The organism is Microbacterium lushaniae, from assembly GCF_008727775.1.
Classification (GTDB): domain Bacteria; phylum Actinomycetota; class Actinomycetes; order Actinomycetales; family Microbacteriaceae; genus Microbacterium; species Microbacterium lushaniae.
In genome coordinates, this window is the sequence record NZ_CP044232.1 from 2,918,524 (window position 1) to 2,938,526 (window position 20,003).

Sequence of the window (20,003 nt, forward strand, 5' to 3'; positions counted from 1 at the left end):
GAGGACAATGGTGCGCACGATTGCCGGGTCGAGGGGCGGCCGGTGCGTAAACTCCCGACATGAGCCAACCTCAGGACGCGCTCGGTCTCGACGCCGGCGCAGTGGACCTGCTCAAGCTGCTGGCCGATCGCACCCCCCGGACGCGGGCCGAGATCGCTCAGCTCACGGGCGCATCGCGTTCGACGGTCTTCAACCGGATCAACGCTCTGCGCAGAGCCGGACTCGTCGTGGGAGTCGGCGAGGGATCATCGACCGGCGGTCGCCCGTCCACGAGGTTCGCCCTCAACGACCGGGCACGCACGGTGGGCGCCATGCAGATCGGGCGCCGGCACTGCACGGTGGCCGTCGCCGACCTCGGCAGCGGAATCCTGGCTCGCGAGCGTTTCGACATCCGGCTCAGTGACGGGCCGGAAATCGTGCTGGACCGGGCGTCGGAGGAGCTCGAACGGCTCATTCGAGAGCTGCCCGCCGAGTACGGGCCCGTCTCGGTCATCACGGTCGGCGTCTCGAGCCCGATCGATCCCACGACCGGGCTGATCTTCAACGTGAGCCCCATGCCGAACTGGTCCTCCTTCGCGCTCGAGCCGTGGCTGCGAGCGCGATTCGCCGTCGACATCCTCATCGACAACGACGCGACCCTGATGGCGATCGGCGAGCACGCCGCGCACTACCCCTCGGCCGAAGACCTCGTGTTCGTCACGGTCTCCAACGGGATCGGCGTCGGGCTCATCCTCCGAGGCTCCGCCTATTCCGGAGCTCACGGCCTGGCCGGCGATATCGGCCACCTCCCGGTGCGTCGCCCCGATGCCGACGTTCCGTGCAACTGCGGCAACACCGGATGCCTCGTCGCCGTCGCGAGCTCGGATGCGATCTTCAGCGAGCTCCGCTCGCGGGGGGTGCAGGTGGAGAACGCTCAGGATCTGTTCGCCCTCGTCCGCGATGGTGACGTCACGACGGCGCATGTGCTCCGCCGTGCCGGACGCGACCTCGGCGATGTCCTCACCTCGTGCGTGACCCTGCTCAACCCCTCGGTGCTCGTGGTCGGAGGATTCCTCGCATTCGCCGGCGATCATCTGATGGCAGGAATCCGGGAGGTGCTCTTCGCCCGCTCCATCCCCCACATCACTGACAGTCTGACGATCGCCAAGACGCAGACCGAGCGCGAGGCGAGCATCACGGGCGCGGCCATCCACGGAGCCCTGTGGACCCTGCGTCAGGAGAACATCACGCGGTTGCTGGCCACGGCGCCCGTCGTCGCCGCTCGGGAGGCTCTCACCGCCGTGCGCTGAGGTCCGTCAGCCCGCGGTGGATGTCCGGGCACCCGCGTCGCGGGCCAGGATGCCGCCGGCGTCCACCCCCGGCCGCGCCACGGTCAGTCGTCGCCGGAGCTTCCCGCCTCCTCGTCCGGCTCCGCCTGCTGCGGCGCCGTCGGCGGCTCGACGATCTGCTGCTCCGCCACGACGTCGTCGTGCCGGTCGTCGGGTGCGCTCTTCTCCGTGTTCGCCATGCCCTCGAGGGTACGGAGACAACGGCTCCGGATGCGGGGGCTTGACGTGCGGGTGAAGCCCCGTGGAAATCAGCGCACGCCACGGATGCCAAGATGAATCAGTGAGCGGAGCGAGGGCATGAAGCGCCCCACCTCGCTCACCCCAGGCCTGCTGGCGGTGCTCGGCTTCCTCTCCGCCGTGGGTCCGCTGGCGACGGACATGTACCTGGCGTCGTTCACCGACATGACCGCCGACCTGCGCACCGACGCCCCATCCGTGCAGCTGACGCTGACGGCGTTCCTGGCGGGCATGGGTGTCGGGCAGCTCGTCCTGGGTCCGCTCTCCGATCGCTGGGGGCGCCGCCCCGTTCTGCTGACGGCGGTGTCGCTGTTCACTGCGGCGAGTGTGGCGATGGTGTTCACGCCGTCGATCGGGGCGCTCATCGGCCTGCGCCTCCTGCAGGGATTCGCGGGGGCGGGAAGCGTCGTGATCGCCCGGGCGATCGCCGCCGACCTCAGCACGGGGGCCACGGCCGTGCGCGCCCTGAGCCTCATCGCGACCGTCGGCGCCCTGGGGCCGGTCGTGGCTCCGCCCATCGGCGGCCTCATCGCCCCGCTCGCGGGGTGGCGGGGCGTGCTCGCGGCGCTCGCGATGGCTGCCGTGCTGATGCTGACGCTCGCCGCCGTCATGGTGCCGGAGTCGCTGCCGCGTGCGAACCGCCACCCCGGCACGGTGCTCTCGGTGTTCCGCCGGTTCGGAGAACTCGCGCGCGACGGGTCCTTCGCCGCGTACGTGCTCGTCTTCGCCCTCGCGTTCACGGGCATGATGGCCTACATCTCGGCCTCGCCCTTCGTCGGTCAGGTCGTGCTCGGGCTCACGCCGCTGCTGTACTCGCTGTCGTTCGCCGCGGGCGGGGTCGCCCTCGTCTGCGCGAACCTCGTCAATGCGCGCGTGGCGCCGCGGCTGGGACCCGAGCGGATGCTGCTGGTCGGCGTCGGCGCGACGCTGACTGCGGGCGCGGCGATGACCGTGCTGGCGCTCACCGGCGTGCTCTCGGCCGCCTTGTTCATCTCCTACGCCTTCGTGATCACCGGAGGCGCCGGCCTCATCCTGTCCAACGCCAGTGCGTTGGCCCTCGCACGCACCGGCCCGACCTCCCGCGGCGCCGGGGCGGCCCTGCTGGGGGCGACGCAGTTCGCCCTGGGCGGGTCGATCTCGCCCATCGTCGGGTTGTGGGGCGACGGCACCGCCGTGCCGATGGCGGTGGTGGGAACGTGCACGGCCGCCGCCGCGCTCATCTGCGCGCTGGTCGCGCGGTCACGGCGCTGACGGACGGGTGCCGCATCCGCCTCACGGGGATGACGCCTTGATATCAGCGCAGCCAGCGGATCCACCGGTCCAACGTCGCGAATGCGGCCGCCCGCGGTTCGGGCCGGGAGCGGAACACGTCGTGGATCGCGCCCTCGATGCGAGCGATCGTCACGAGTTCGCCGATGCGCGTGGCGGCACGGGCGATGTCGTCGACGAACAGCACGGAGTCGGTGGAGGTCATGTCCTCACTCCAGCGGATCGGTGGGATCGAGCGCGCCGAGAGCATCACGAGCGCGGGGCATCCGACATCCACCCCCTCCGCGATCTGACCGTGCCCCGCCACGACGGCGGCCAGCCAGCGCGGATGCGTCGGGAACCCCTGTTCGGGTCGCCAGTCGCCCACGCCCGCCGGGAGGACACCGATCTGCCGCTGCGCGCGCGTGTAGAACCCGAGATCAAGGACGGGCTGGGCGCCCAGTGGATCGATGCGTGCGCGGGCGTTGATGAGCGGCGTCAGCGCCTGGCGCCCGATCGGGCCCAGCTGCAGCTCGAGCCACGGGCTGTTCAGCACGAGAGCGGCCGCGCGGCCCCGGTGCCGGGCGGCCCACAGGGTCAGCGTGAGGCCGCCGGTGGAGTGCCCCAGCAGCACGAGCCGGCGCGGACCGCGCGCATCCACGTCCATCGCGGCAAGGGCCGCGGCGATGTCGAGGTCGTAGTCGTCGAGGGAGCGCACGTCGCCGGGGCGCTGCCCGGGCAGCAGGCTCCGGCCGTACCGTCGCAGGTCGAGCGCGAAGAAGCGGGCACCGCGTTCGGTCCAGAACTCCGCCAGTTCGGTCTGGAAGAAGTAGTCCGACCAGCCGTGCACGTACAGCACGTCCACGTCGCGGAAGGAGCCGACCGTCCGCAGCAAGACGGAGGGGATGCTCCGCACGAGCGTCGCGACGATCTGTTCGCCGTCCTCGTCACCGAGCTCGAGCGTCAGCTGTTCGAACCCCGGCCCGAGGATGTCGGGGCGCCACTGCGCACTCATCCTTCCACCCTAGGGGCGGACCGATCCGCGCCCCCAGGGCCGCCGTCCAGCGCGCGGATCGAGGGGATGTGCTGCGGGCTACTCGCCGCGGGAGATCGCGACCATCTCGTCGCGCGGCACGATCTTGATGCGCGCACGCTCGTGCGGAAGGCCCAGTGCCACTTCGTGCTCGTCGAGCCGGTGCCATCCCTCGAGGTCGGTCCAATGGACCCCGCGCGACGCCAGCAGGGCCGGGATCGCCTCCTCCGAGGCATCCTCGGGCTGCCACCACGAACCCTGGTCGTTGATGAGGTGGCGCACGGTCTCCATCGCGTCGGACTTCGTGTGGCCGATGAGTCCGACCGGGCCGCGCTTGATCCACCCGGTCGCGTACACGCCCGGCACCGGCTCGTTGGAGTCCTTGTGCAGCACCTGCCCCTCGCGGTTGGGGATGACGCCGTGCCGCTTGTCGAAGGGCACACCCGGCAGCGGCGAACCGAAGTAGCCGACGGCCCGGTACAGCGCCTGGATCGGGATCTCGCGCAGTTCCCCCGTGCCGACCACCCCGCCCTCGCCGTCGGGACGCGTGCGCTCGTAGACGAAAGCCGACACGTGGCCGGCCTCATCCGTCTTGACCTCGACCGGCTTGGCCCAGAAGTGCAGGTGCAGGCGGCGGGATGCCTCACCTCCGGCGTTGTTCGCGCTCGGGCGCTTGCGCCAGGCCTGCAGCACGCGATCGATCACCATGACCTGCTTGTTGCTGGCGATCGCCGCCTTGGAGGCCTCGTCGTAGTCGAAGTCCTCGTCGTACACGACCATGTCGACGTCATGGAGCTCGCCGAGCTCGCGCAGCTCGAGGGGGGTGAACTTCACCTGCGCGGGACCACGGCGGCCGAACACGTGCACGTCGGTGACCGGCGATGCCTTCAGGCCCTCGTACACGTTGTCCGGGATCTCGGTGGACAGCAGATCGTCGGCGTGCTTGGCGAGCATGCGCGACACGTCGAGGGCGACGTTGCCGTTGCCGATCACGGCGACCGACGACGCATCCAGCGGCCACGTGCGCGGCACATCCGGATGTCCGTCGAACCAGCTGACGAAATCGGCGGCGCCGTACGATCCCTCCGCATCGATGCCCGGGATGTCCAGGCTCGTGTCACGGACCGCGCCGGTGGCGAAGATCACCGCGTTGTAGTGGCGCTTGAGGTCTTCGAGGGTGATGTCCTGGCCGTAGCGGACGTTGCCGAACAGGCGGATGTCGCCACGGTCGAGCACTTCGCGCAGGGCCGTGATGATGCCCTTGATGCGCGGATGGTCGGGCGCGACGCCATAGCGGACGAGCCCGTAGGGCGCGGGGAGCTGCTCGAACAGATCGATCGACACGTCGAACTTGCGCTCGGCCTTGAGCAGGATGTCGGCCGCGTAGATGCCGGCGGGTCCGGCGCCGACGATGGCCAGCCTGAGCTTGGTCATGAAGATCCTTTCGAGTTTGCCAACACCGGTCGCCGAGCGTGTCGAAGGGTCAGCTGGAGCGGTCGGCGACAGCCTGCGCGAAGCGCGTGAGCGCCTCGCGCACGGGTCCGTCGGGAACCGGGTCCAGCGCCGCGATCGCTTCGGCAGACCACGAGTGGGCCAGGTCGAGGGTGGCACGCGTCGCGGCGTGGTCGCGCAGCTCGGCGAGCGCGCCGTCGAGCACGCCGGGGTCCGCACCGTCGGCGATACGGGCCACGCCGTCGTCGATGCGGGCGTGCAGGTCGCGGGACGGCGCATCCTGCCGCTGCCCGAGCAGCAGGTACGGCATGGTCGGCACACCGGCCCGCAGGTCGGTGCCGGGCACCTTCCCCGTTTCGTCGGGGTCGTCCGACAGGTCGAGCACGTCGTCCAGCAGCTGGAAGGCGACGCCCGCCTTCTCGCCGAAGACGCGCACGGGCTCCTCGTACTCCTGGGGAGCGCGCGCGAACACGACGCCCGCCTCGGCGGCGGCGGCGATGAGCGAGCCGGTCTTGTCCGAGAGCACCTGGAGGTAGAAGGCGACCGGATCGTCGCCCGGCTGCGGACCCACCGTCTCGTGCATCTGCCCGAGGACGAGGCGCTCGAAGGTGTCGGACTGCAGGCGGATGGCGCGGTCGCCGTGGCGCGCCATGATCCCGCTGGCACGGGAGAACAGCAGGTCGCCGGTGAGGATCGCGATGTTGTTTCCCCACACCGTCTGCGCGCTCGGGACCCCGCGACGCACGTCGGCACCGTCCATGACGTCGTCGTGGTACAGCGAACCCAGGTGGGTCATCTCCAGTGCGGTCGCGCCCTGGACGACGGCATCGGTGACACCCTCCCCCAGCTGTGAAGTGAGGATCGCCAGCATCGGGCGCACGCGCTTGCCGCCGGCCTCATACAGGTAACGGCTGGTCGCGTCGGCGAGCGAATCGGTGACGCGCAGCTCGCTCGCGAGGCTCTGCTCGACGCGCTCGAGCCCGGCCTCGACCGTGGCGAGGAGCTTGCGCGAGCGGACGCCGGCGAAAATGCGGTCGGCGAGGCCCAGTTTGCCCGCCATCTGCGAGCCCGCAGCGGAAGGTCTGGGGGTCACCTTCCCACCCTACCCCGCCCCGCTGGAGGCCTCGGATTCCGCAGCGGTGCCGCGGTGCAGCGCCACGATGCCGAACGACAGGTTGCGGTACGCGACATCGCTCCAGCCGGCTTCCCGCAGCCACGCCGACAGGGTGCGCTGGTCGGGCCACGAGCGGATGGATTCGTTCAGGTAGTCGTAGGCCTCGGCGTTGGAGCTGACGGCCTTGGCCACCAGTGGCAGGACGCGGCCGTTGTAGAAGCGGTACAGCTCGGCGAACGCCCGCGCGGGCGGGTGCGAGAACTCGCAGATCACGATGCGTCCGCCGGGCTTGGTGACGCGGCGGAGTTCCCGCAGGGCCGCGCGCGGGTCGTTGACGTTGCGCAGCCCGAACGACATCGTCACCGCGTCGAACTCCGCGTCGTCGAAGGGGAGGTCGGTGGCGTCGGCCTGCACGAACGACAGATTCGGGATGTCGCCGTGGCGGCGTCGTCCCTCCGCGATCATCCCGGGCGAGAAGTCGGCGGCGATGACCTCGGCGCCACTGCGGGCCAGCGACACCGAACTGGCACCGGTGCCGGCGGCCAGGTCGAGGATGCGCTGCCCTGGCCGCGGAGCCACGGCCCGGGTGGTGGCAACGCGCCAGAACCGGTCGTTGCCGAGGCTGAGGACCGTGTTGGTTCGGTCGTAGGCGGGCGCGACCTGATCGAACATCCCGCTGACGCGGGCCGGGTCCTTGCCGAGGTCGGCGCGATTCGGCTCGGGAGTGGTCACGCGTCGAGTCTAGGCCGGGCGGATGCAGCGCCCCACCGCCGATGCCCGACGCCCGGGAACGTGCGCCCTCAGCCGGGGAAGGAGGTCAGCACGTCGAGCCAGCGGCTGATCGTGGCGTCGTCGAACGGGGCGCGGCGCCGTCGCACCCGCAGCTCGAGGTCGACGGCCACCGACTCCAGGCGCTCGACGATGTCGAGCGGGTAGCCATACTGCACGCGATGCTCGTCCCACTCGTCGCGGTCGTCGATCCAGATGCCGCGCCCGGCCTGCTCGACGACGTCGAGGTCCATGTCGATGCCGGTGGGCTCCTCCCCGTCCCAGGCGACGTCCCACGCGAGGTCGATGTACACACGCGTGGGGTGCGGGGCGGCGTTGGAGGTGAACGTCCACTCCCCGCTCGGCGGGATCAGCGTCACATTGGGCTGTCGTGCGCGCACATCGCGGCCGGGGCGGGAGCTGCGCCATCCGGCCTGCTGCCCCACCCATTCGCCGTGGTCGTCGCGACCCAGGTACACGCACTCGTGCTCCCAGTGCGGGGCGCCATCCCACTTCCGCCAGCGGAACATGACGCGCGTGCCAGGTGCGGGACGAGAGATCACGATCGCAGTCTAGGGATGCCGCGCCCTCTCCGGGCCCTCGCCCACAGGCTCCGCGCCCAGGCGCGAACTAGGCTGGGAGACGTGCCCGCGCCCCCGTCTCCCACGATCCCGCGGCTTCGCGTCGTCACGCGCGAGATCGCGGCGGTGGACGACGTCCTCGCCTACTCCGCCGCCACCGACCCGCTGTTCTGGAGCCGCCGCGGCGATGCGCTGGCCGGCTTCGGAGTCGCTCTGCGGCTGGAGGCGGCACCGGGCGCGCCGACCCCCGCCGCCGAGCTCGCGGTCCGCTGGCGCTCGGTGGCAGCAGCCGCCGACATCGACGACGCCGTGGGCGTGCCCGGCACCGGCCTGGTCGCCCTCGGCTCCTTCGCGTTCGACCCGAGCTCGGCTCACGCCAGCGTGCTCACGGTGCCGGCGACGCTCGTCGGGCGACGCGGAGGCCGAACGTGGGTCACGCACGTGCGCGTGGACGAACCGGTTCCCGACGCCGATGCCGCCGCCCTCCCCCCGGCTACCCCGTTCGGCCCGCACTGGTCGGCCACGCTCGGCCCCGGGCGCATGAGCGCACAGGGGTATCAGGACGCGGTGCGCACCGCGCTGGAGGCGATCGCCCGCCACGACGTGGAGAAGGTCGTCCTGGCTCGCGATGTCGTGGGCACCGTTCCCTCCGGAGCCGACCTCCGCCGCCTCGTGCGTGCGCTCCTGTCGGGCTACCCCGACTGCTGGGTGTTCGCCGTCGACGGTCTGATCGGCGCGAGCCCCGAGACCCTCGTGACCGCCTCGCGGGGCACCGTCACCGCGCGTGTCCTGGCCGGGACGATCGCGCGCGGCGCCGACGCGGACGCCGACACCGCGGCATCCCTGTTCCTCTCCGACAGCGGCAAGGACCAGGACGAGCACCGCTTCGCCGTGCGCAGCGTGCTGGACGCGCTGCGCCCGCACACCAGCGCCCTCGCCGCGGCGGAGGAGCCGTTCACGCTGCGGCTGCCGAACGTGTGGCACCTCGCCACCGACGTCGAGGGAGAACTGGACGACGGCTCGTCCTCCCTCGACCTCGTCGCGGCGCTGCACCCCACCGCGGCGGTCGCGGGAACCCCCACCCCCACCGCGATGGCGATGATCCGCCGGCTCGAGCCGTTCGACCGGGGCCGCTACGCCGGTGCGGTGGGCTGGATCGATGCCTCCGGCGACGGCGAGTGGGCCATCGCGCTGCGCTGCGCGCAGTTCGACCTCCCCGACGCCAACGGTGCGCTGCCCATCACCGCCTACGCCGGGGCGGGCATCGTCGCCGGCAGCGACCCGGAGACGGAACTACTGGAGACGCGCGTGAAGTTCCGGCCGATCGTCGAAGCGCTCGCCTGAGCGCGCCTCACGTCGCCGCCAGCCGCGCCTTCTCCCGTTCGACGTCGTAATCGGGCGCGGGCCAGTGCGGGTCGAGCCCTGCCAGCGCGTCGGCGAGCAGTTCCTGCACGGCCAGCCGGGCGTACCACTTGCGGTCGGCGGGCACCACATGCCACGGCGCGGCGTCGGTGGAGGTGCGCTCGATGGCCACCTGATAGGCGGTCATGTACTCATCCCACCGCTCCCGCTCGTCGATGTCGCCAGGGTTGTACTTCCACTGCTTGTCGGGGCGGTCGAGCCGTTCGGCCAGCCGCGTCCGCTGCTCTTCGCGGGAGATGTGCAGCATGACCTTGACCCAGCGGATGCCGCGAGCCGCCGCATCCGCCTCGAAATCCACGATCGCGCCATAGCGCCGCTCGATCTCCTCCGGCGGGGCGAGTGCGCGCACGCGGCCGATCAGCACGTCTTCGTAGTGGGAGCGGTCGAACACCCCGATGCGCCCCGGTTCGGGCAGGCGCCGCCCGATCCGCCACAGGAAGTCATGGGCGAGCTCCTCATCGGTGGGCTTCTTGAAGGCCGCCAGCTCGACGCCCTGGGGGTCGACGGCCCCCACCACGTTCCGCACGATGCCGCCCTTGCCGGCGGTGTCCATGGCCTGCAGGAGCAGCAGCACCGACCCCTCCGCGGTGCCGGCCACGCTCTGCGCGAACAGCCGCTCCTGCAGCTCGCCGAGTCGTGTCGCGCCCTCCGCCAGATCCTCGACGCCGTCGGGCTTGCCGCCGGTGTAGCCGGGCGTCGAGCGCGGGTCGACATGCGTGAGGGCGAAACCCGCTCGAGCGCGCAGCGCCTCGGATGCGGCGGTGCTCCACCGCGACGAAGTGGTCATGTGCTCATGATGGCCGCCCGCGGCCGGCCGCGCATCCCCGGCGGTCAGCGCGGCAGCGGAACCTCGATGAGCTGGCGTCCGCCGGCAGGCGAGGTCAGCAGCTGATCGAGCGCCCCGCGCGTGGTCACGCGGTGGAACTCCCACCCGTACGCGAGCGCGAGATGCTCCAGCCGCACCGCCTGCGGGGTGTAGAGGACGCGGTCCATCGCCTCCGCGCCCGCCGTCTCGGCCACCTCGAGGCCGTCGAAGATCGTCCCGCCGCCGTCGTTGCCGACGACCACCTGGATGCGGGGTTCCTCCTCCACACCGGGCATCAGCAGCGCGCCGGCATCGTGCAGGAAAGCCAGATCCCCGACGAGGGCCCGCGTGAGGCCGGGCCGCCCGTCGGCCTGACTGGCGATGGCCACTCCCAGCGCGGTCGCGACGGTGCCGTCGATTCCGGCGAGGCCGCGGTTGGCGTGCACGGGCACCTTCTTGCCGCCGAGGACGGCGTCGGCCACGCGCACGAGCCGGGAGGAGCCGAACACCAGCCGGTCGTGCGGCCACGTCGCCCGCCACAGGGCGTCGACGAGCGACGCGCGGTCCAGCGGCGCGCGCAGGACGGCGACCTCCGCGGCGATCGCGCCCAGCCGCTGCTGCGGTTCGGCCGATGACAGGGCGTCGGCGTCGGGCGCGGGGGGAGACAGGTCGACCGCCGCGGCCGCCGACGCGCGCATCCAGCGCCCCAGCCACTCCCGGTCGGGTGTGCCGTCACCGACGCGCACGGCATCCGCCGACACCGTGGTGCCGTTGAGGTTGAGCGGTTCACCGGGGCCGCGCACCGCGACCACGTCGACATCGGGACGGGCGAGGAGGGCGGCGACCTCGCGGCTGAGCGTGGGGTGACCGAACACCACGACGCGCTGCACGGCGCCGCCGAGGTCGGGCTCGCGCAGCAGTGCGCGGTAGCCGTGGACGAGGTTGCGGCCGAACCGCGCACCGCTGACGATCTCCGCGACCAGCGGCCAACCGCCGGCGTGAGCGAGCTCCTCCGCCGCGGGACCGGCGTCTGCCCCGGCGACCACGATCGTGCGGGGCCCGCGGGCAAGCACGTGCGGGGACGTCTCGGCCGGCGCGGCGTCCGCGCCACCGATGCCGCCGCCGCCCTGGTACAGCGCCCCGGACTCGCCATCGGGCGACCCGTCGCCCTCCACCACCGCCGGCTCGGCCAGCCACGCGGGCACCGCGCCGGCGAGCGGCTCGCGATAGGGCAGGTTCAGGTGCACGGGTCCGCCGGGGCGTGCCACGCTCCCCCGCGCCGCCTCGAAGGCGTCGGCTGCGACCGAGCGCAGCAGCGTCGTCTGCTCCGACGACCCATCGGCGTCGGCGGTCTCGGGCACCGGCAGGTCGGCGTCGAACCGGACGTTCGGGGCGAACAGCCCAGGCTGGCGGGTGGTCTGGTTCGCCCCGACACCCCGCAGCTCGGGCGGCCGGTCGGCGGTCAGGAGAACGAGCGGCACGGCGGCGTGGTGCGCTTCCAGGACGGCCGGGAGGAGGTTGGCCACGGCGGTCCCCGAGGTGCAGATGAGCGCAGCCGGGGTGCCGGTCTCGCGTCCGATACCCAAAGCCGTGAATCCCGCGACCCGCTCGTCGATGCGCACGTGCAGTCGGATGCGGCCCTCTCGCTCGAGCGCGGCCGCCACCAGAGCGAGAGCCTGCGAGCGGGAGCCGGGGCTCAGCACGACGTGTTCCACCCCACGCGCCACCAGCGCCCCCAGCAGTGCGGCGGCCGCGTCGGTGGCGGGTGCCGCGTCGGTGCGGCGGTCTGCGGTCACGTCAGCCGACGGCGCCGCGCTGACCGCGCGCGTCGTCGTCACCGTCGGTGCTCGGCGGGGTGGGGCCGGTTTCGCTGGGCGGGGCGTCCGCGGACGGGTCCGCGCGGAAGCGCTCGTCGTCGGCCTCGGCGTCGAGCTGGGCGAGCTCTTCCTCCAGGCGGCGGATGCGCTCGTCCTGGTCGGCCATCGATCCGATGCTGCCGAGGAACTCGGGGTCGTCGTCCGGCGCGCGGCGGGCGGCGGCGGTCTTCGCACCGCGGCCACGTCCGACGACGAACCACAGCAGGCCGCCGAGCACCGGAAGCAGCACGACGATGGCGATCCAGGCACCCTTGCTCACGCCGCGGTGGCGGGTCGAGGGCTGCAGCGCGCAATCCACGATCGCGTACACCCAGAACGCGGTGCCCACGAGCGCCAGGATCAGCAACAGCCTCGTCATGCCCTCATCCTAGGCGGGATGTCTGTGCGTGGGCCGGGCGGGCGGGACCTCGGGCCGCGATTTAGGATGGACGCATGAATGCGCGCTCCGCCCTGGTGTACACCGCGTTGCGGCTGCTGGCGTTCTTCGTCCCGTTCGGCATCCTCATGCTGTTCCCGGTGTTCCAGGACCTGCCGTGGCTGGCGGCGCTGTTCGCTGCCCTGATCGGTCTGAGCCTGTCGCTGCTGTTCCTGCGCCGCCCTCTCGATCAGGTCACCTCCGGCATGGCGGAGCGCCGGCGGCGGGCCCGCCGCTCGAACGCCGCCGACGACGCCCTCGCCGAAGATGCCGCCGCAGAGACGGCGGCCGGCCCGCGCGACACCGACCGCTGACGGCCCGTCCCCCGCGGTGCGTCAGCCGATGAACGCCCAGAACAGGAACGCCCCGTAGGCCAGGGACGTCAGCGACGTGAGCGCGAGGGCGATCACCAGCTCGCGCGGCACCCGGTAGGTCCAGACGATCAGGATCGCCGGCAGCGCGGCCAGCAGCGCCATGAGACTCAGCCACGCGATGGGATAGAACAGCGCCAGATACGCTGCGATCCCGAACGGCGCCAGCACGAGCACGGTGTACAGCACCTGCGTCGCCCGCCGTCCGATGCGCACGGTCAGGGTGCGCTTGCCCGCGGCGCGGTCCTGGTCGATGTCGCGCAGATTGTTCGCCAGCAGCACGGCGCACGCGAGGAACCCGATCGCGACCGCCCCGAACCACGCCTCCTGCGGCAGCGTGAACGCCTGCACCCAGGTCGTCCCGAGGGTGGCGACCAGCCCGAAGAAGACGAAGACGAACAGCTCCCCCAGCCCTGCGTAGCCGTAGGGTCGCTTGCCGCCGGTGTAGAACCACGCCGCCACGATGCACGCGGCCCCGACCGCCAGCATCCACCACTGCTGCGTGCGGACGACGATCGCGAGCCCGGCGAGCGCGCCGAGCCCGAAGAAGACCAGGGCCACGACCAGCACGGTGCGCGGCTTCGCCTTCCGCGACGCGGTCAGCCGCGCCGGCCCCACGCGGTGATCGTCGGTGCCGCGGATCCCGTCGCTGTAGTCGTTGGCGAAGTTGACGCCGATCTGCAGGCTCACCGCCACCATGAGGCAGGTCAGCGCGATGACCCAGTGGAACGGCTCGGCGCCGAGGTTGGCCGCGCCGGTGCCCACGAGCACGGGGCTCACCGCGAGCGGCAGCGTGCGCAGGCGCGCCGCGCCGATCCAGTCGCGCACGGTCGCCTTGGGCGGGGGCGCGGCGACCGGGCGCTTCTGCGGGTTGCCTCCGGGCCGGCGGCGTGCGGAGCTGCTGCGGACGGGACGTTTGCGGGGTTGAGCGGCCACGAAGTGCCATCCTAGGCGGGCGCGCAACCCTCTTCCTGCCGCCGGGCCCCGGCGGCAGGCTGAAGCGATGCTGAGCATCGGAACCATCGTGATGACCGTCGAGGACGCCGGCTATCCCCAGCACTATCCGCCGCGCCTGCACCTCGATCTCTACGCCGACGACCAGGCCGCCGAGATCCGGCGGCTCCTGGACCTCGGTGCGCGCGAGGTCGAGTGGGACGGCTATCCGGCGGACGCGGATTGGATCGTGCTGGAGGACACCGAGGGAAACCGCTTCTGCGTGGTCGACACCAGCGACCGCGCCGCCTGACCCCGCCTAGTGCAGCGACGCCACCAGCTGCCGGATCGCCTCGCGGTCGGGCTTGCCGGAAGGCAGGTGAGCGAGTTCGTCGACGACGATGAGCCGGGACGGGCGCGCGGGGGCGCCCAGTTCGGCCGCGACCGCCGTGCGGGCGTGCTCGAGCTGCTCCGCCTCGCTGCGGCGCAGCGCGCCTCCCCGCGGGGCGACGATGACGGATGCCTCGCCCCACTGCGGGTCGGCGACGGGCACGACGACGGCGGACTCGAGTCCGCGGATGCCGCGCACGATCTGTTCCACGCGATCGAGGGAGATGTTCACGCCACCTGACACGATGACGTTGTCGATGCGTCCGTGGATGCGGAGCATCCCGTGCTCGTCCAGGAGGCCGGCATCGCCCGTGCGGTACCAGCGCGTTCCGTCGGGATCGGCGGGGAACACCGCGGCCGTGCGGTCCGGCTGGCCGAGGTAGCCGTCGGCCAGCACGGGGCCGGTGATCTGAACCTCACCCTCGACGATCCGCACGCGGACGCCGTCCAGCGGCGTGCCGTCGTACACGCATCCCCCGCAGGTCTCCGTCGAGCCGTAGGTGCGCACGATCCGGGCGCCGGCGTCGGCCGCGCGCTCGCGGAGGGCGTCGGGGAGGGACTGCCCTCCGACGAGGATGGCCTCGAACGAACGCAGAGCGGCGGCGACGTCGCGATCGGATGCGGCGGCATCCAGCAGCCGCTGCAGCTGCACGGGCACGAGCGAGGTGTACGTCGGGACGCGCACGCCGTTCTCGCTCGAGGCCATCAGGCGCGCGGCCGCGGCGAAGGAGGCGGGCGAGAACGAGCCCGACAGAATGCCGGGTTCCCGTCCGGCGATGAGCGAGCGCACGAGCACCTGCACACCCGCGACATAGGCCGGGGGGAGCGCGAGCAGCCAGGCACCCTCACCGATGCGGGCGGAGGTGGCCAGCGCACTGGAGGTGAGCGCGCTGCGGCTGAGGGCGACGGCCTTCGGCACGCCCGTGGAGCCCGATGTCGTCAGGACGACCGCCGTCCCGGCCGGCACCTCGGCGGGAAGCTGCTCACGGGTGGAGCCGAACCCCACCGCCGGCCCGGCTCCCAGGGCTGCCCGGAGTGCCCGCAGCACATCCCGCGGGTCGGCCGCGTCGATCTGCTCGAGCCTCACGTCGGCCTCACTCCCTCGAGATGCGCGAATCCGCTGCTTCCACGGTCGGTTCGGCAGCCGATCGCCGCAAGGGGGCCGGGACGAAGGTCAATAGTGCCACGGGAAACCGGTCCAATCCGGATCGCGCTTCTCCAGGAAGGCGTCGCGGCCCTCGACGGCCTCATCAGTGCCGTACGCCAGGCGCGTGGCCTCCCCCGCGAACACCTGCTGGCCGACCAGGCCGTCGTCGACGGCGTTGAAGGCGAATTTGAGCATGCGGATCGCGGTGGGGGATTTGCCCAGGATCGTGCGGGCCATCGCGATCGCCTCGCGCTCGAGGTCGGCGTGCGGCACGACCCGGTTGACGGCGCCCATCTCGTACGCGCGCTGGGCGGAGTACTCCTCCGCGAGGAAGAAGACCTCCCGCGCGAGCTTCTGCCCGATCTGGCGCGCGAAATACGCGGAACCGTAGCCGGCGTCGAACGAGCCGACATCCGCATCCGTCTGCTTGAACCTGCCGTGCTCGGCCGACGCGATCGACAGGTCGCACACGACGTTGAGCGAGTGCCCGCCACCGGCCGCCCACCCGGGCACGACGGCGATGACCACCTTGGGCATGAAGCGGATGAGCCGCTGCACCTCGAGGATGTGCAGCCGTCCCGCGCGGGCCGGATCCCCGACGGCCGTCTCATCGTCCGAGTACTTGTAGCCGTCGCGTCCGCGGATGCGCTGGTCGCCGCCGGAGCAGAACGCCCAGCCGCCGTCCTTGGGGCTCGGGCCGTTGCCGGTGAGGAGCACCGCCCCGATGCGGGGGTCCTGCCGCGCGATGTCCAGCGCCGTGTAGAGCTCGTCGACGGTGTGCGGGCGGAAGGCGTTGCGCACCTCCGGACGATCGAACGCGATGCGGGCGATGCGCCCGTCGTGCGACACGTGCGCCGTGATGTCGGTGTAGCGCTCGCTCGCGGGCGCCGCCGTCCACTCCGCGGCGTCGAACAGCTCGGAGACCATCACGCGCCGTTCTTTCCGTCACGCCAGCGCAGCCATTGCGCCACGGTGTCGTAGTCGGCGAGACCGGGGGCCCAGCCCAGCGTGTACAGGCGCACACCGGCGTCGAACAGGGCATCGGCCTGGGCCTCGTCGCGTCCCTTCAGCTCGTTGGAGACGACCATGCCGGACACGTCCCGTCCTTCGACCTCGCCCCACTTCTGGATGACAGCGATCTTGTGCGCCATCTCCTCCGGCGCGACGAAGCTGTGCCAGATGTCGGCGTGACGGGCGACGATCCGCAGGGTCTTCTGCTCCCCCTTGCCACCGATGAGGACCGGGATGCGGCGGGTGGGTGGCGGGTTCAGCCGGTCCCAGCGCGCCATGATCCGGTCGAGCCCCTCGGCGAGATCGTTCAGGCGCGTCCCCGGGGTGCCGAACTCGTGGCCGTACTCGTCGTAGTCCCGCGCGAACCAGCCGGCGCCGGTGCCGAAGATGAACCGGCCGCCACTGACATGGTCGATCGTGCGGGCCATGTCGGCCTGCAGGTCGGGATTGCGGTAGCTGTTGCAGTTGACCAGCGCACCGAACTCCACGCGCTCGGTCTGCTCGGCCCACGCCGCGAGCATCGTCCACGACTCGAAGTGGAGACCGTCGGGGTCGCCGTGCAGCGGGAAGAAGTGATCCCAGTTGAACAGGATGTCCACGCCCATCTCCTCCAGCCGCAGCACCGCGTCGCGGATCTGCGGATAGGAGGCGTGCTGGGGTTCGATCTGCACGCCGATGCGTACGGGGGTCTCCAAGAGCATGCCGTCAGCCTATTGCGCGGACACCGCGGCCCTTCTCCGGGTTGACGTGCGGCCGGCGCGCCCGGCCTTGAGGAAGGCGTCCACGCTGTCCCAGCCGGCGACACCGACCATGGTGAACCCGAAGACGATCCCGACGATCACCGCCACGGTGTCGCCGGATTCGGGAATCACCGAGGCGAAGAACGTCGGGTTCACCAGCTTGCCCTGCATCAGCAGCCATACCCCGGGCACCACGATCAGCGCGTTCAGCAGCAGGTTGACCGAGGCGGAGCGGGCCGTCCAGCGCCCGTACGCATACACGCGGATCGCCAGGATCGCCTCGCACGCGCAGAGCACGAGCAGTCCGCCGATCAACCACGGCCACAGCTCCGGCGCCAGGAACGACGTCCAGCCGCGGCCCGCCAGGTATGCCGTGCCCACGAAGTGGTCCCACAGCACCGCGCCGGCCGCCACCCCGAGCAGCACGAGCGACGCGATGAGATCGGTGAGGCGGGCACCGCTGTCGTGGGGCTCGGGGAGCTGGTCGGGCGTCCACCGGCTGACGAACCCGACGTCCGCACCGCCCGCCGACCGCTCCACGATGAAGAACACCAGGGTGGTCCAGAAGCCGACGTTCACGATCACACTGATCGTGACGCTCGCGACCGAGCCGACGATCTCTCCGAAGGACGCACCGGAGAGGGTCTGTCCCAGCGCCACCCCGAAAGCGGCGCACACCGGCACGATGGCCCACAAGAGCTTCGTCAGGCGCCACCACGCCAGGAAGTAGCGCGGTCCGATCAGATGCAGCGGGCGGTCGGTGTAGTCGGCGGCGAGCCGGTCGGGGTCGCCGAGGTCGGTGAGCACCGCCCGTTCGGCGGCGTCGTGCGGTTCGCCCCCTGCCATGCGGGCGTCGAGCTGATCCTCGATGGACGCGCGCAGCTCCGCGGCGAGATCGGCTCGCTGCTTCTCGGGCACCGAGCGCATCGCGGCGCCGACGTACCGGTCGGTCAAGGTGGACATGGTCATCTCTCCTCGGGCAGGGCGGCGATCGCGTCGGCGACGGCACGCCATTCGGCGGTCAGCCGGGCGGCGAGCGCGGCACCGGCGGCACTCGTGCGGTAGAACTTGCGCGGCCGCGTCTCGTCGGTGTTCCACTCGCTGGTCAGATAGCCCTGCTTCTCGAGGCGGCGCAGCAGGGGGTAGAGCGTGTTGGCATCGGTGGGGAATCCGCGGCGCTCGAGGTCTTCGAGCAGGCCGTAGCCGTAGCCGGGCTCGCGCAGGAGCTGCAGGCAGGCGAGCACGGCGGTCCCCCGCCGGATCTCCTGCAGGTGTCCGCCCAGCGCGTCATCCTCACTCATATCGCACACGGTACTGTGCGGCACACACTAACGTCAAGGACACACTGCTGTGCGCACTCGACCCACGAGAGCGGCGATCCGGGGGAGGATGGGGGCGTGACCGCACCGCTGCCCGCCCTGGACGAACTCCTCGCGAACGCGCATGTCGTCGCCCTCCCGATGGCGCGGCGGTTCCGCGGTGTCGACGTGCGGGAGGCGGTGCTGCTGGAGGGCCCGTCTGGGTGGACGGAATTCTCCCCCTTCCTCGAGTACGACGACGCGGAGGCGGCGACCTGGCTCGCCGGCGCCGTCGACTTCGGATGGGGCCGGCGCCCCGCGCCCCGGCGCGGCAGCGTGCGGGTCAACGCCACGGTCCCCGCGGTGGCGGCCGGCGACGTCGCCGCGGTGCTCGCGCGATTCGACGACTGCCGCACGGCGAAGGTGAAGGTCGCCGAGCCCGGGCAGACCCTCGAGGACGACGTCGCGCGCGTGCGCGCCGTCCGCTCCGCCATGGGCCCCGAGGGCCGCGTGCGCGTCGATGCCAACGGCGGCTGGAACCTCGATGAGGCCGAGCATGCGGTGCACGCCCTCTCCCCGTTCGATCTCGAGTACATCGAGCAGCCCTGCGCGGGCCTGGACGAGCTCGTCGAATTGCGCGAGCGCATCGGCTACCTCGGCATCCCCGTCGCCGCCGACGAGAGCGTCCGCAAGGCGGATGACCCCCTACGGGTGGCGCGCGCCGGCGCCGCCGACCTGCTCGTCGTCAAGGCCCAGCCACTGGGCGGGGTGCATCGCGCGCTCGAGATCGTCGCGGCGGCGGGCCTGCCGGCCGTCGTCTCCAGCGCGCTGGACACCTCCGTGGGACTTGCGATGGGAGTGGCGCTGGCCGCGGCGCTGCCCGAACTGGACTACGACTGCGGACTGGGGACCTCGTCGCTGTTCCTGGCCGATGTCGCCGACCCGCCGCTGCGAGCGCATGGTGGGATGCTGCCGGTGGGACCGGTGACCCCCTCGCCCGAGCGCCTCCGCTCACTCGCGGCGGCTCCCGAGCGCCGCGACTGGTGGCTGCGCCGCCTCACGCGCTGTCACGCGCTGCTGGCCGAGGGCTGAGCGCGGTCAGTCCGACCCGGCGATGAGCAGCGGGACGACGCCGGCGAGGCTCTTCTGCACCTCGTCACGGGCGCCGAGACGGTCTCGGCCTGCCATGACCGCGCGCGTCATCGTGCCCTCCCACACCAGCAGCAGCAGCTGCGCCACCTGATCCTGCGGCAGCGCGAGGCGCAGCCCGCTCGCCCGCGCGATGTCGCCGATCATCCGGGCGATGTTGCGGCCCAGCTCGCGGTCCTGCTCGAGGAACGCTTCGGCCATCGCGGGATTGCGCAGCGCATGGATGCGGATCTCGCTCATGAGCAGCACGCCCAGCCGGTCATCCCCCGGGAGATCCAGCACCCGCTCGACGAGCGCGACTGCGGTGGCCGGGGTCGCCTCCAGCGTCCCCTCCCCCGCCAGCTCCGTCACGCGCGCCTCTACCTCCGCGACCCGTGACCGCGCGACCGACGCCGCCAGCTCGAGGAACATCTCCTCCTTCGACGCGAAGTTGGAGTAGAACGCCCCGCGCGTGAATCCCGCCCGCTCGCACACCGATTCGACGGAGGTCGCGTCCAGCCCCACCTCGGCGAACACCTCGGCGGCAGCATCCAAGAGCCGCTGCCGCGTGGCCTCCCGGCCTCGAGGGGTCGTGGCGGTGGTATCGCTCATGAGTCCTCGTTTCACACGGATCGCTCAGCCTGACGGGGCCGATCAGGACATACGATACATGGGTGTATCGGATACAGCGCTGTATCGGAGCCG

21 protein-coding genes and 1 pseudogene are annotated in these 20,003 nt (G+C 71.8%); 6 read left to right on the top strand and 16 right to left on the bottom strand.

The window, feature by feature from the left end:
- Positions 1-59 precede the first annotated feature (59 nt).
- Positions 60-1,289: an ROK family transcriptional regulator gene (locus tag F6J85_RS14055; protein ID WP_150925905.1), complete on the top strand. Its 1,230-nt coding sequence runs from the start codon at positions 60-62 to the stop codon at positions 1,287-1,289.
- An 83-nt stretch (positions 1,290-1,372) separates the two neighbouring features.
- Here the strand turns inward: F6J85_RS14055 and F6J85_RS18180 are convergent, their stop codons facing one another.
- Positions 1,373-1,507 carry a hypothetical protein gene (locus F6J85_RS18180; protein ID WP_275094048.1) on the bottom strand — a complete coding sequence of 45 codons (135 nt, stop codon included), beginning with the start codon at positions 1,505-1,507 and terminating at the stop codon, positions 1,373-1,375.
- 118 nt (positions 1,508-1,625) lie between these two features.
- On the opposite strand from F6J85_RS18180, the gene F6J85_RS14060 reads away from it, so the two are divergent.
- Positions 1,626-2,816 carry a multidrug effflux MFS transporter gene (locus F6J85_RS14060; protein ID WP_150925907.1) on the top strand — a complete coding sequence of 397 codons (1,191 nt, stop codon included), beginning with the start codon at positions 1,626-1,628 and terminating at the stop codon, positions 2,814-2,816.
- A 43-nt stretch (positions 2,817-2,859) separates the two neighbouring features.
- On the opposite strand, the gene F6J85_RS14065 is transcribed toward F6J85_RS14060, so the two are convergent.
- The 5 genes from F6J85_RS14065 to F6J85_RS14085 all read right to left on the bottom strand — a co-directional run bounded on the left by F6J85_RS14065 (position 2,860) and on the right by F6J85_RS14085 (position 7,743).
- Positions 2,860-3,828 (bottom strand): alpha/beta hydrolase, encoded by a 969-nt coding sequence (locus tag F6J85_RS14065; protein WP_150925909.1) that lies wholly within the window; start codon positions 3,826-3,828, stop codon positions 2,860-2,862.
- Between the two features lie 78 nt (positions 3,829-3,906).
- A complete protein-coding gene (locus F6J85_RS14070) occupies positions 3,907-5,280 on the bottom strand; it encodes an FAD-dependent oxidoreductase (RefSeq protein WP_150925911.1) in 1,374 nt (457 codons plus the stop codon).
- Between the two features lie 49 nt (positions 5,281-5,329).
- A complete protein-coding gene (locus F6J85_RS14075) occupies positions 5,330-6,391 on the bottom strand; it encodes a polyprenyl synthetase family protein (RefSeq protein ID WP_238706968.1) in 1,062 nt (353 codons plus the stop codon).
- Between the two features lie 9 nt (positions 6,392-6,400).
- Positions 6,401-7,144, bottom strand: a complete 744-nt coding sequence (locus tag F6J85_RS14080; RefSeq protein WP_150925913.1) for a demethylmenaquinone methyltransferase — start codon at positions 7,142-7,144, stop codon at positions 6,401-6,403.
- Positions 7,145-7,212: 68 nt separating this feature from the next.
- Positions 7,213-7,743 (bottom strand): DUF402 domain-containing protein, encoded by a 531-nt coding sequence (locus F6J85_RS14085; RefSeq protein WP_150925915.1) that lies wholly within the window; start codon positions 7,741-7,743, stop codon positions 7,213-7,215.
- A gap of 81 nt (positions 7,744-7,824) precedes the next feature.
- On the opposite strand from F6J85_RS14085, the gene F6J85_RS14090 reads away from it, so the two are divergent.
- Positions 7,825-9,105 carry an isochorismate synthase gene (locus F6J85_RS14090; RefSeq protein ID WP_238706969.1) on the top strand — a complete coding sequence of 427 codons (1,281 nt, stop codon included), beginning with the start codon at positions 7,825-7,827 and terminating at the stop codon, positions 9,103-9,105.
- 7 nt (positions 9,106-9,112) lie between these two features.
- Here the strand turns inward: F6J85_RS14090 and F6J85_RS14095 are convergent, their stop codons facing one another.
- Genes F6J85_RS14095 through F6J85_RS14105 form a run of 3 tightly spaced genes read right to left on the bottom strand, consistent with a single transcriptional unit; the run spans position 9,113 to position 12,223 of the window.
- The gene (locus F6J85_RS14095; protein ID WP_150925919.1) at positions 9,113-9,970 is read right to left on the bottom strand and encodes a PPK2 family polyphosphate kinase; all 858 of its coding nucleotides are present in this window, start codon (positions 9,968-9,970) and stop codon (positions 9,113-9,115) included.
- 44 nt (positions 9,971-10,014) lie between these two features.
- Positions 10,015-11,784 carry a 2-succinyl-5-enolpyruvyl-6-hydroxy-3-cyclohexene-1-carboxylic-acid synthase gene (gene menD / locus F6J85_RS14100; protein ID WP_238707130.1) on the bottom strand — a complete coding sequence of 590 codons (1,770 nt, stop codon included), beginning with the start codon at positions 11,782-11,784 and terminating at the stop codon, positions 10,015-10,017.
- Between the two features lies 1 nt (position 11,785).
- Positions 11,786-12,223 (bottom strand): PLDc N-terminal domain-containing protein, encoded by a 438-nt coding sequence (locus F6J85_RS14105; protein WP_150925922.1) that lies wholly within the window; start codon positions 12,221-12,223, stop codon positions 11,786-11,788.
- Between the two features lie 74 nt (positions 12,224-12,297).
- On the opposite strand from F6J85_RS14105, the gene F6J85_RS14110 reads away from it, so the two are divergent.
- Positions 12,298-12,594, top strand: coding sequence for a DUF4229 domain-containing protein (locus F6J85_RS14110; RefSeq protein WP_150925924.1), 297 nt, complete (start codon positions 12,298-12,300; stop codon positions 12,592-12,594).
- A gap of 21 nt (positions 12,595-12,615) precedes the next feature.
- On the opposite strand, the gene F6J85_RS14115 is transcribed toward F6J85_RS14110, so the two are convergent.
- Positions 12,616-13,587, bottom strand: coding sequence for a 1,4-dihydroxy-2-naphthoate polyprenyltransferase (locus F6J85_RS14115; protein ID WP_238706970.1), 972 nt, complete (start codon positions 13,585-13,587; stop codon positions 12,616-12,618).
- A 34-nt stretch (positions 13,588-13,621) separates the two neighbouring features.
- On the opposite strand from F6J85_RS14115, the pseudogene F6J85_RS14120 reads away from it, so the two are divergent.
- Positions 13,622-13,897 (top strand): annotated as a pseudogene (locus tag F6J85_RS14120) (VOC family protein); the annotation flags it as partial.
- Between the two features lie 6 nt (positions 13,898-13,903).
- Here the strand turns inward: F6J85_RS14120 and F6J85_RS14125 are convergent.
- The 5 genes from F6J85_RS14125 to F6J85_RS14145 form a co-directional block, all read right to left on the bottom strand.
- On the bottom strand, positions 13,904-15,061 hold the full coding sequence (locus tag F6J85_RS14125; protein ID WP_150925930.1) for an AMP-binding protein: 1,158 nt from the start codon (positions 15,059-15,061) through the stop codon (positions 13,904-13,906).
- Between the two features lie 87 nt (positions 15,062-15,148).
- Positions 15,149-16,048 (bottom strand): 1,4-dihydroxy-2-naphthoyl-CoA synthase, encoded by a 900-nt coding sequence (locus tag F6J85_RS14130; protein ID WP_150927465.1) that lies wholly within the window; start codon positions 16,046-16,048, stop codon positions 15,149-15,151.
- The gene (locus F6J85_RS14135; RefSeq protein ID WP_150925932.1) at positions 16,048-16,833 is read right to left on the bottom strand and encodes an LLM class F420-dependent oxidoreductase; all 786 of its coding nucleotides are present in this window, start codon (positions 16,831-16,833) and stop codon (positions 16,048-16,050) included. Before F6J85_RS14135 ends, F6J85_RS14130 begins: the two co-directional genes overlap by 1 nt.
- 9 nt (positions 16,834-16,842) lie before the next feature.
- Complete coding sequence (locus F6J85_RS14140; protein WP_238706971.1) at positions 16,843-17,835, bottom strand: permease prefix domain 1-containing protein; 993 nt, start codon at positions 17,833-17,835, stop codon at positions 16,843-16,845.
- Positions 17,836-17,837: 2 nt separating this feature from the next.
- Positions 17,838-18,173 (bottom strand): PadR family transcriptional regulator, encoded by a 336-nt coding sequence (locus F6J85_RS14145; RefSeq protein ID WP_150925936.1) that lies wholly within the window; start codon positions 18,171-18,173, stop codon positions 17,838-17,840.
- Between the two features lie 159 nt (positions 18,174-18,332).
- On the opposite strand from F6J85_RS14145, the gene F6J85_RS14150 reads away from it, so the two are divergent.
- Entirely contained in the window at positions 18,333-19,262 is a 930-nt protein-coding gene (locus tag F6J85_RS14150; protein WP_238707131.1) for an o-succinylbenzoate synthase, read from the top strand.
- 6 nt (positions 19,263-19,268) lie between these two features.
- Here F6J85_RS14150 and F6J85_RS14155 read toward each other — a convergent pair whose 3' ends face one another.
- Positions 19,269-19,910 (bottom strand): TetR/AcrR family transcriptional regulator, encoded by a 642-nt coding sequence (locus F6J85_RS14155; RefSeq protein ID WP_150925938.1) that lies wholly within the window; start codon positions 19,908-19,910, stop codon positions 19,269-19,271.
- Between the last annotated feature and the right edge of the window lie 93 nt (positions 19,911-20,003).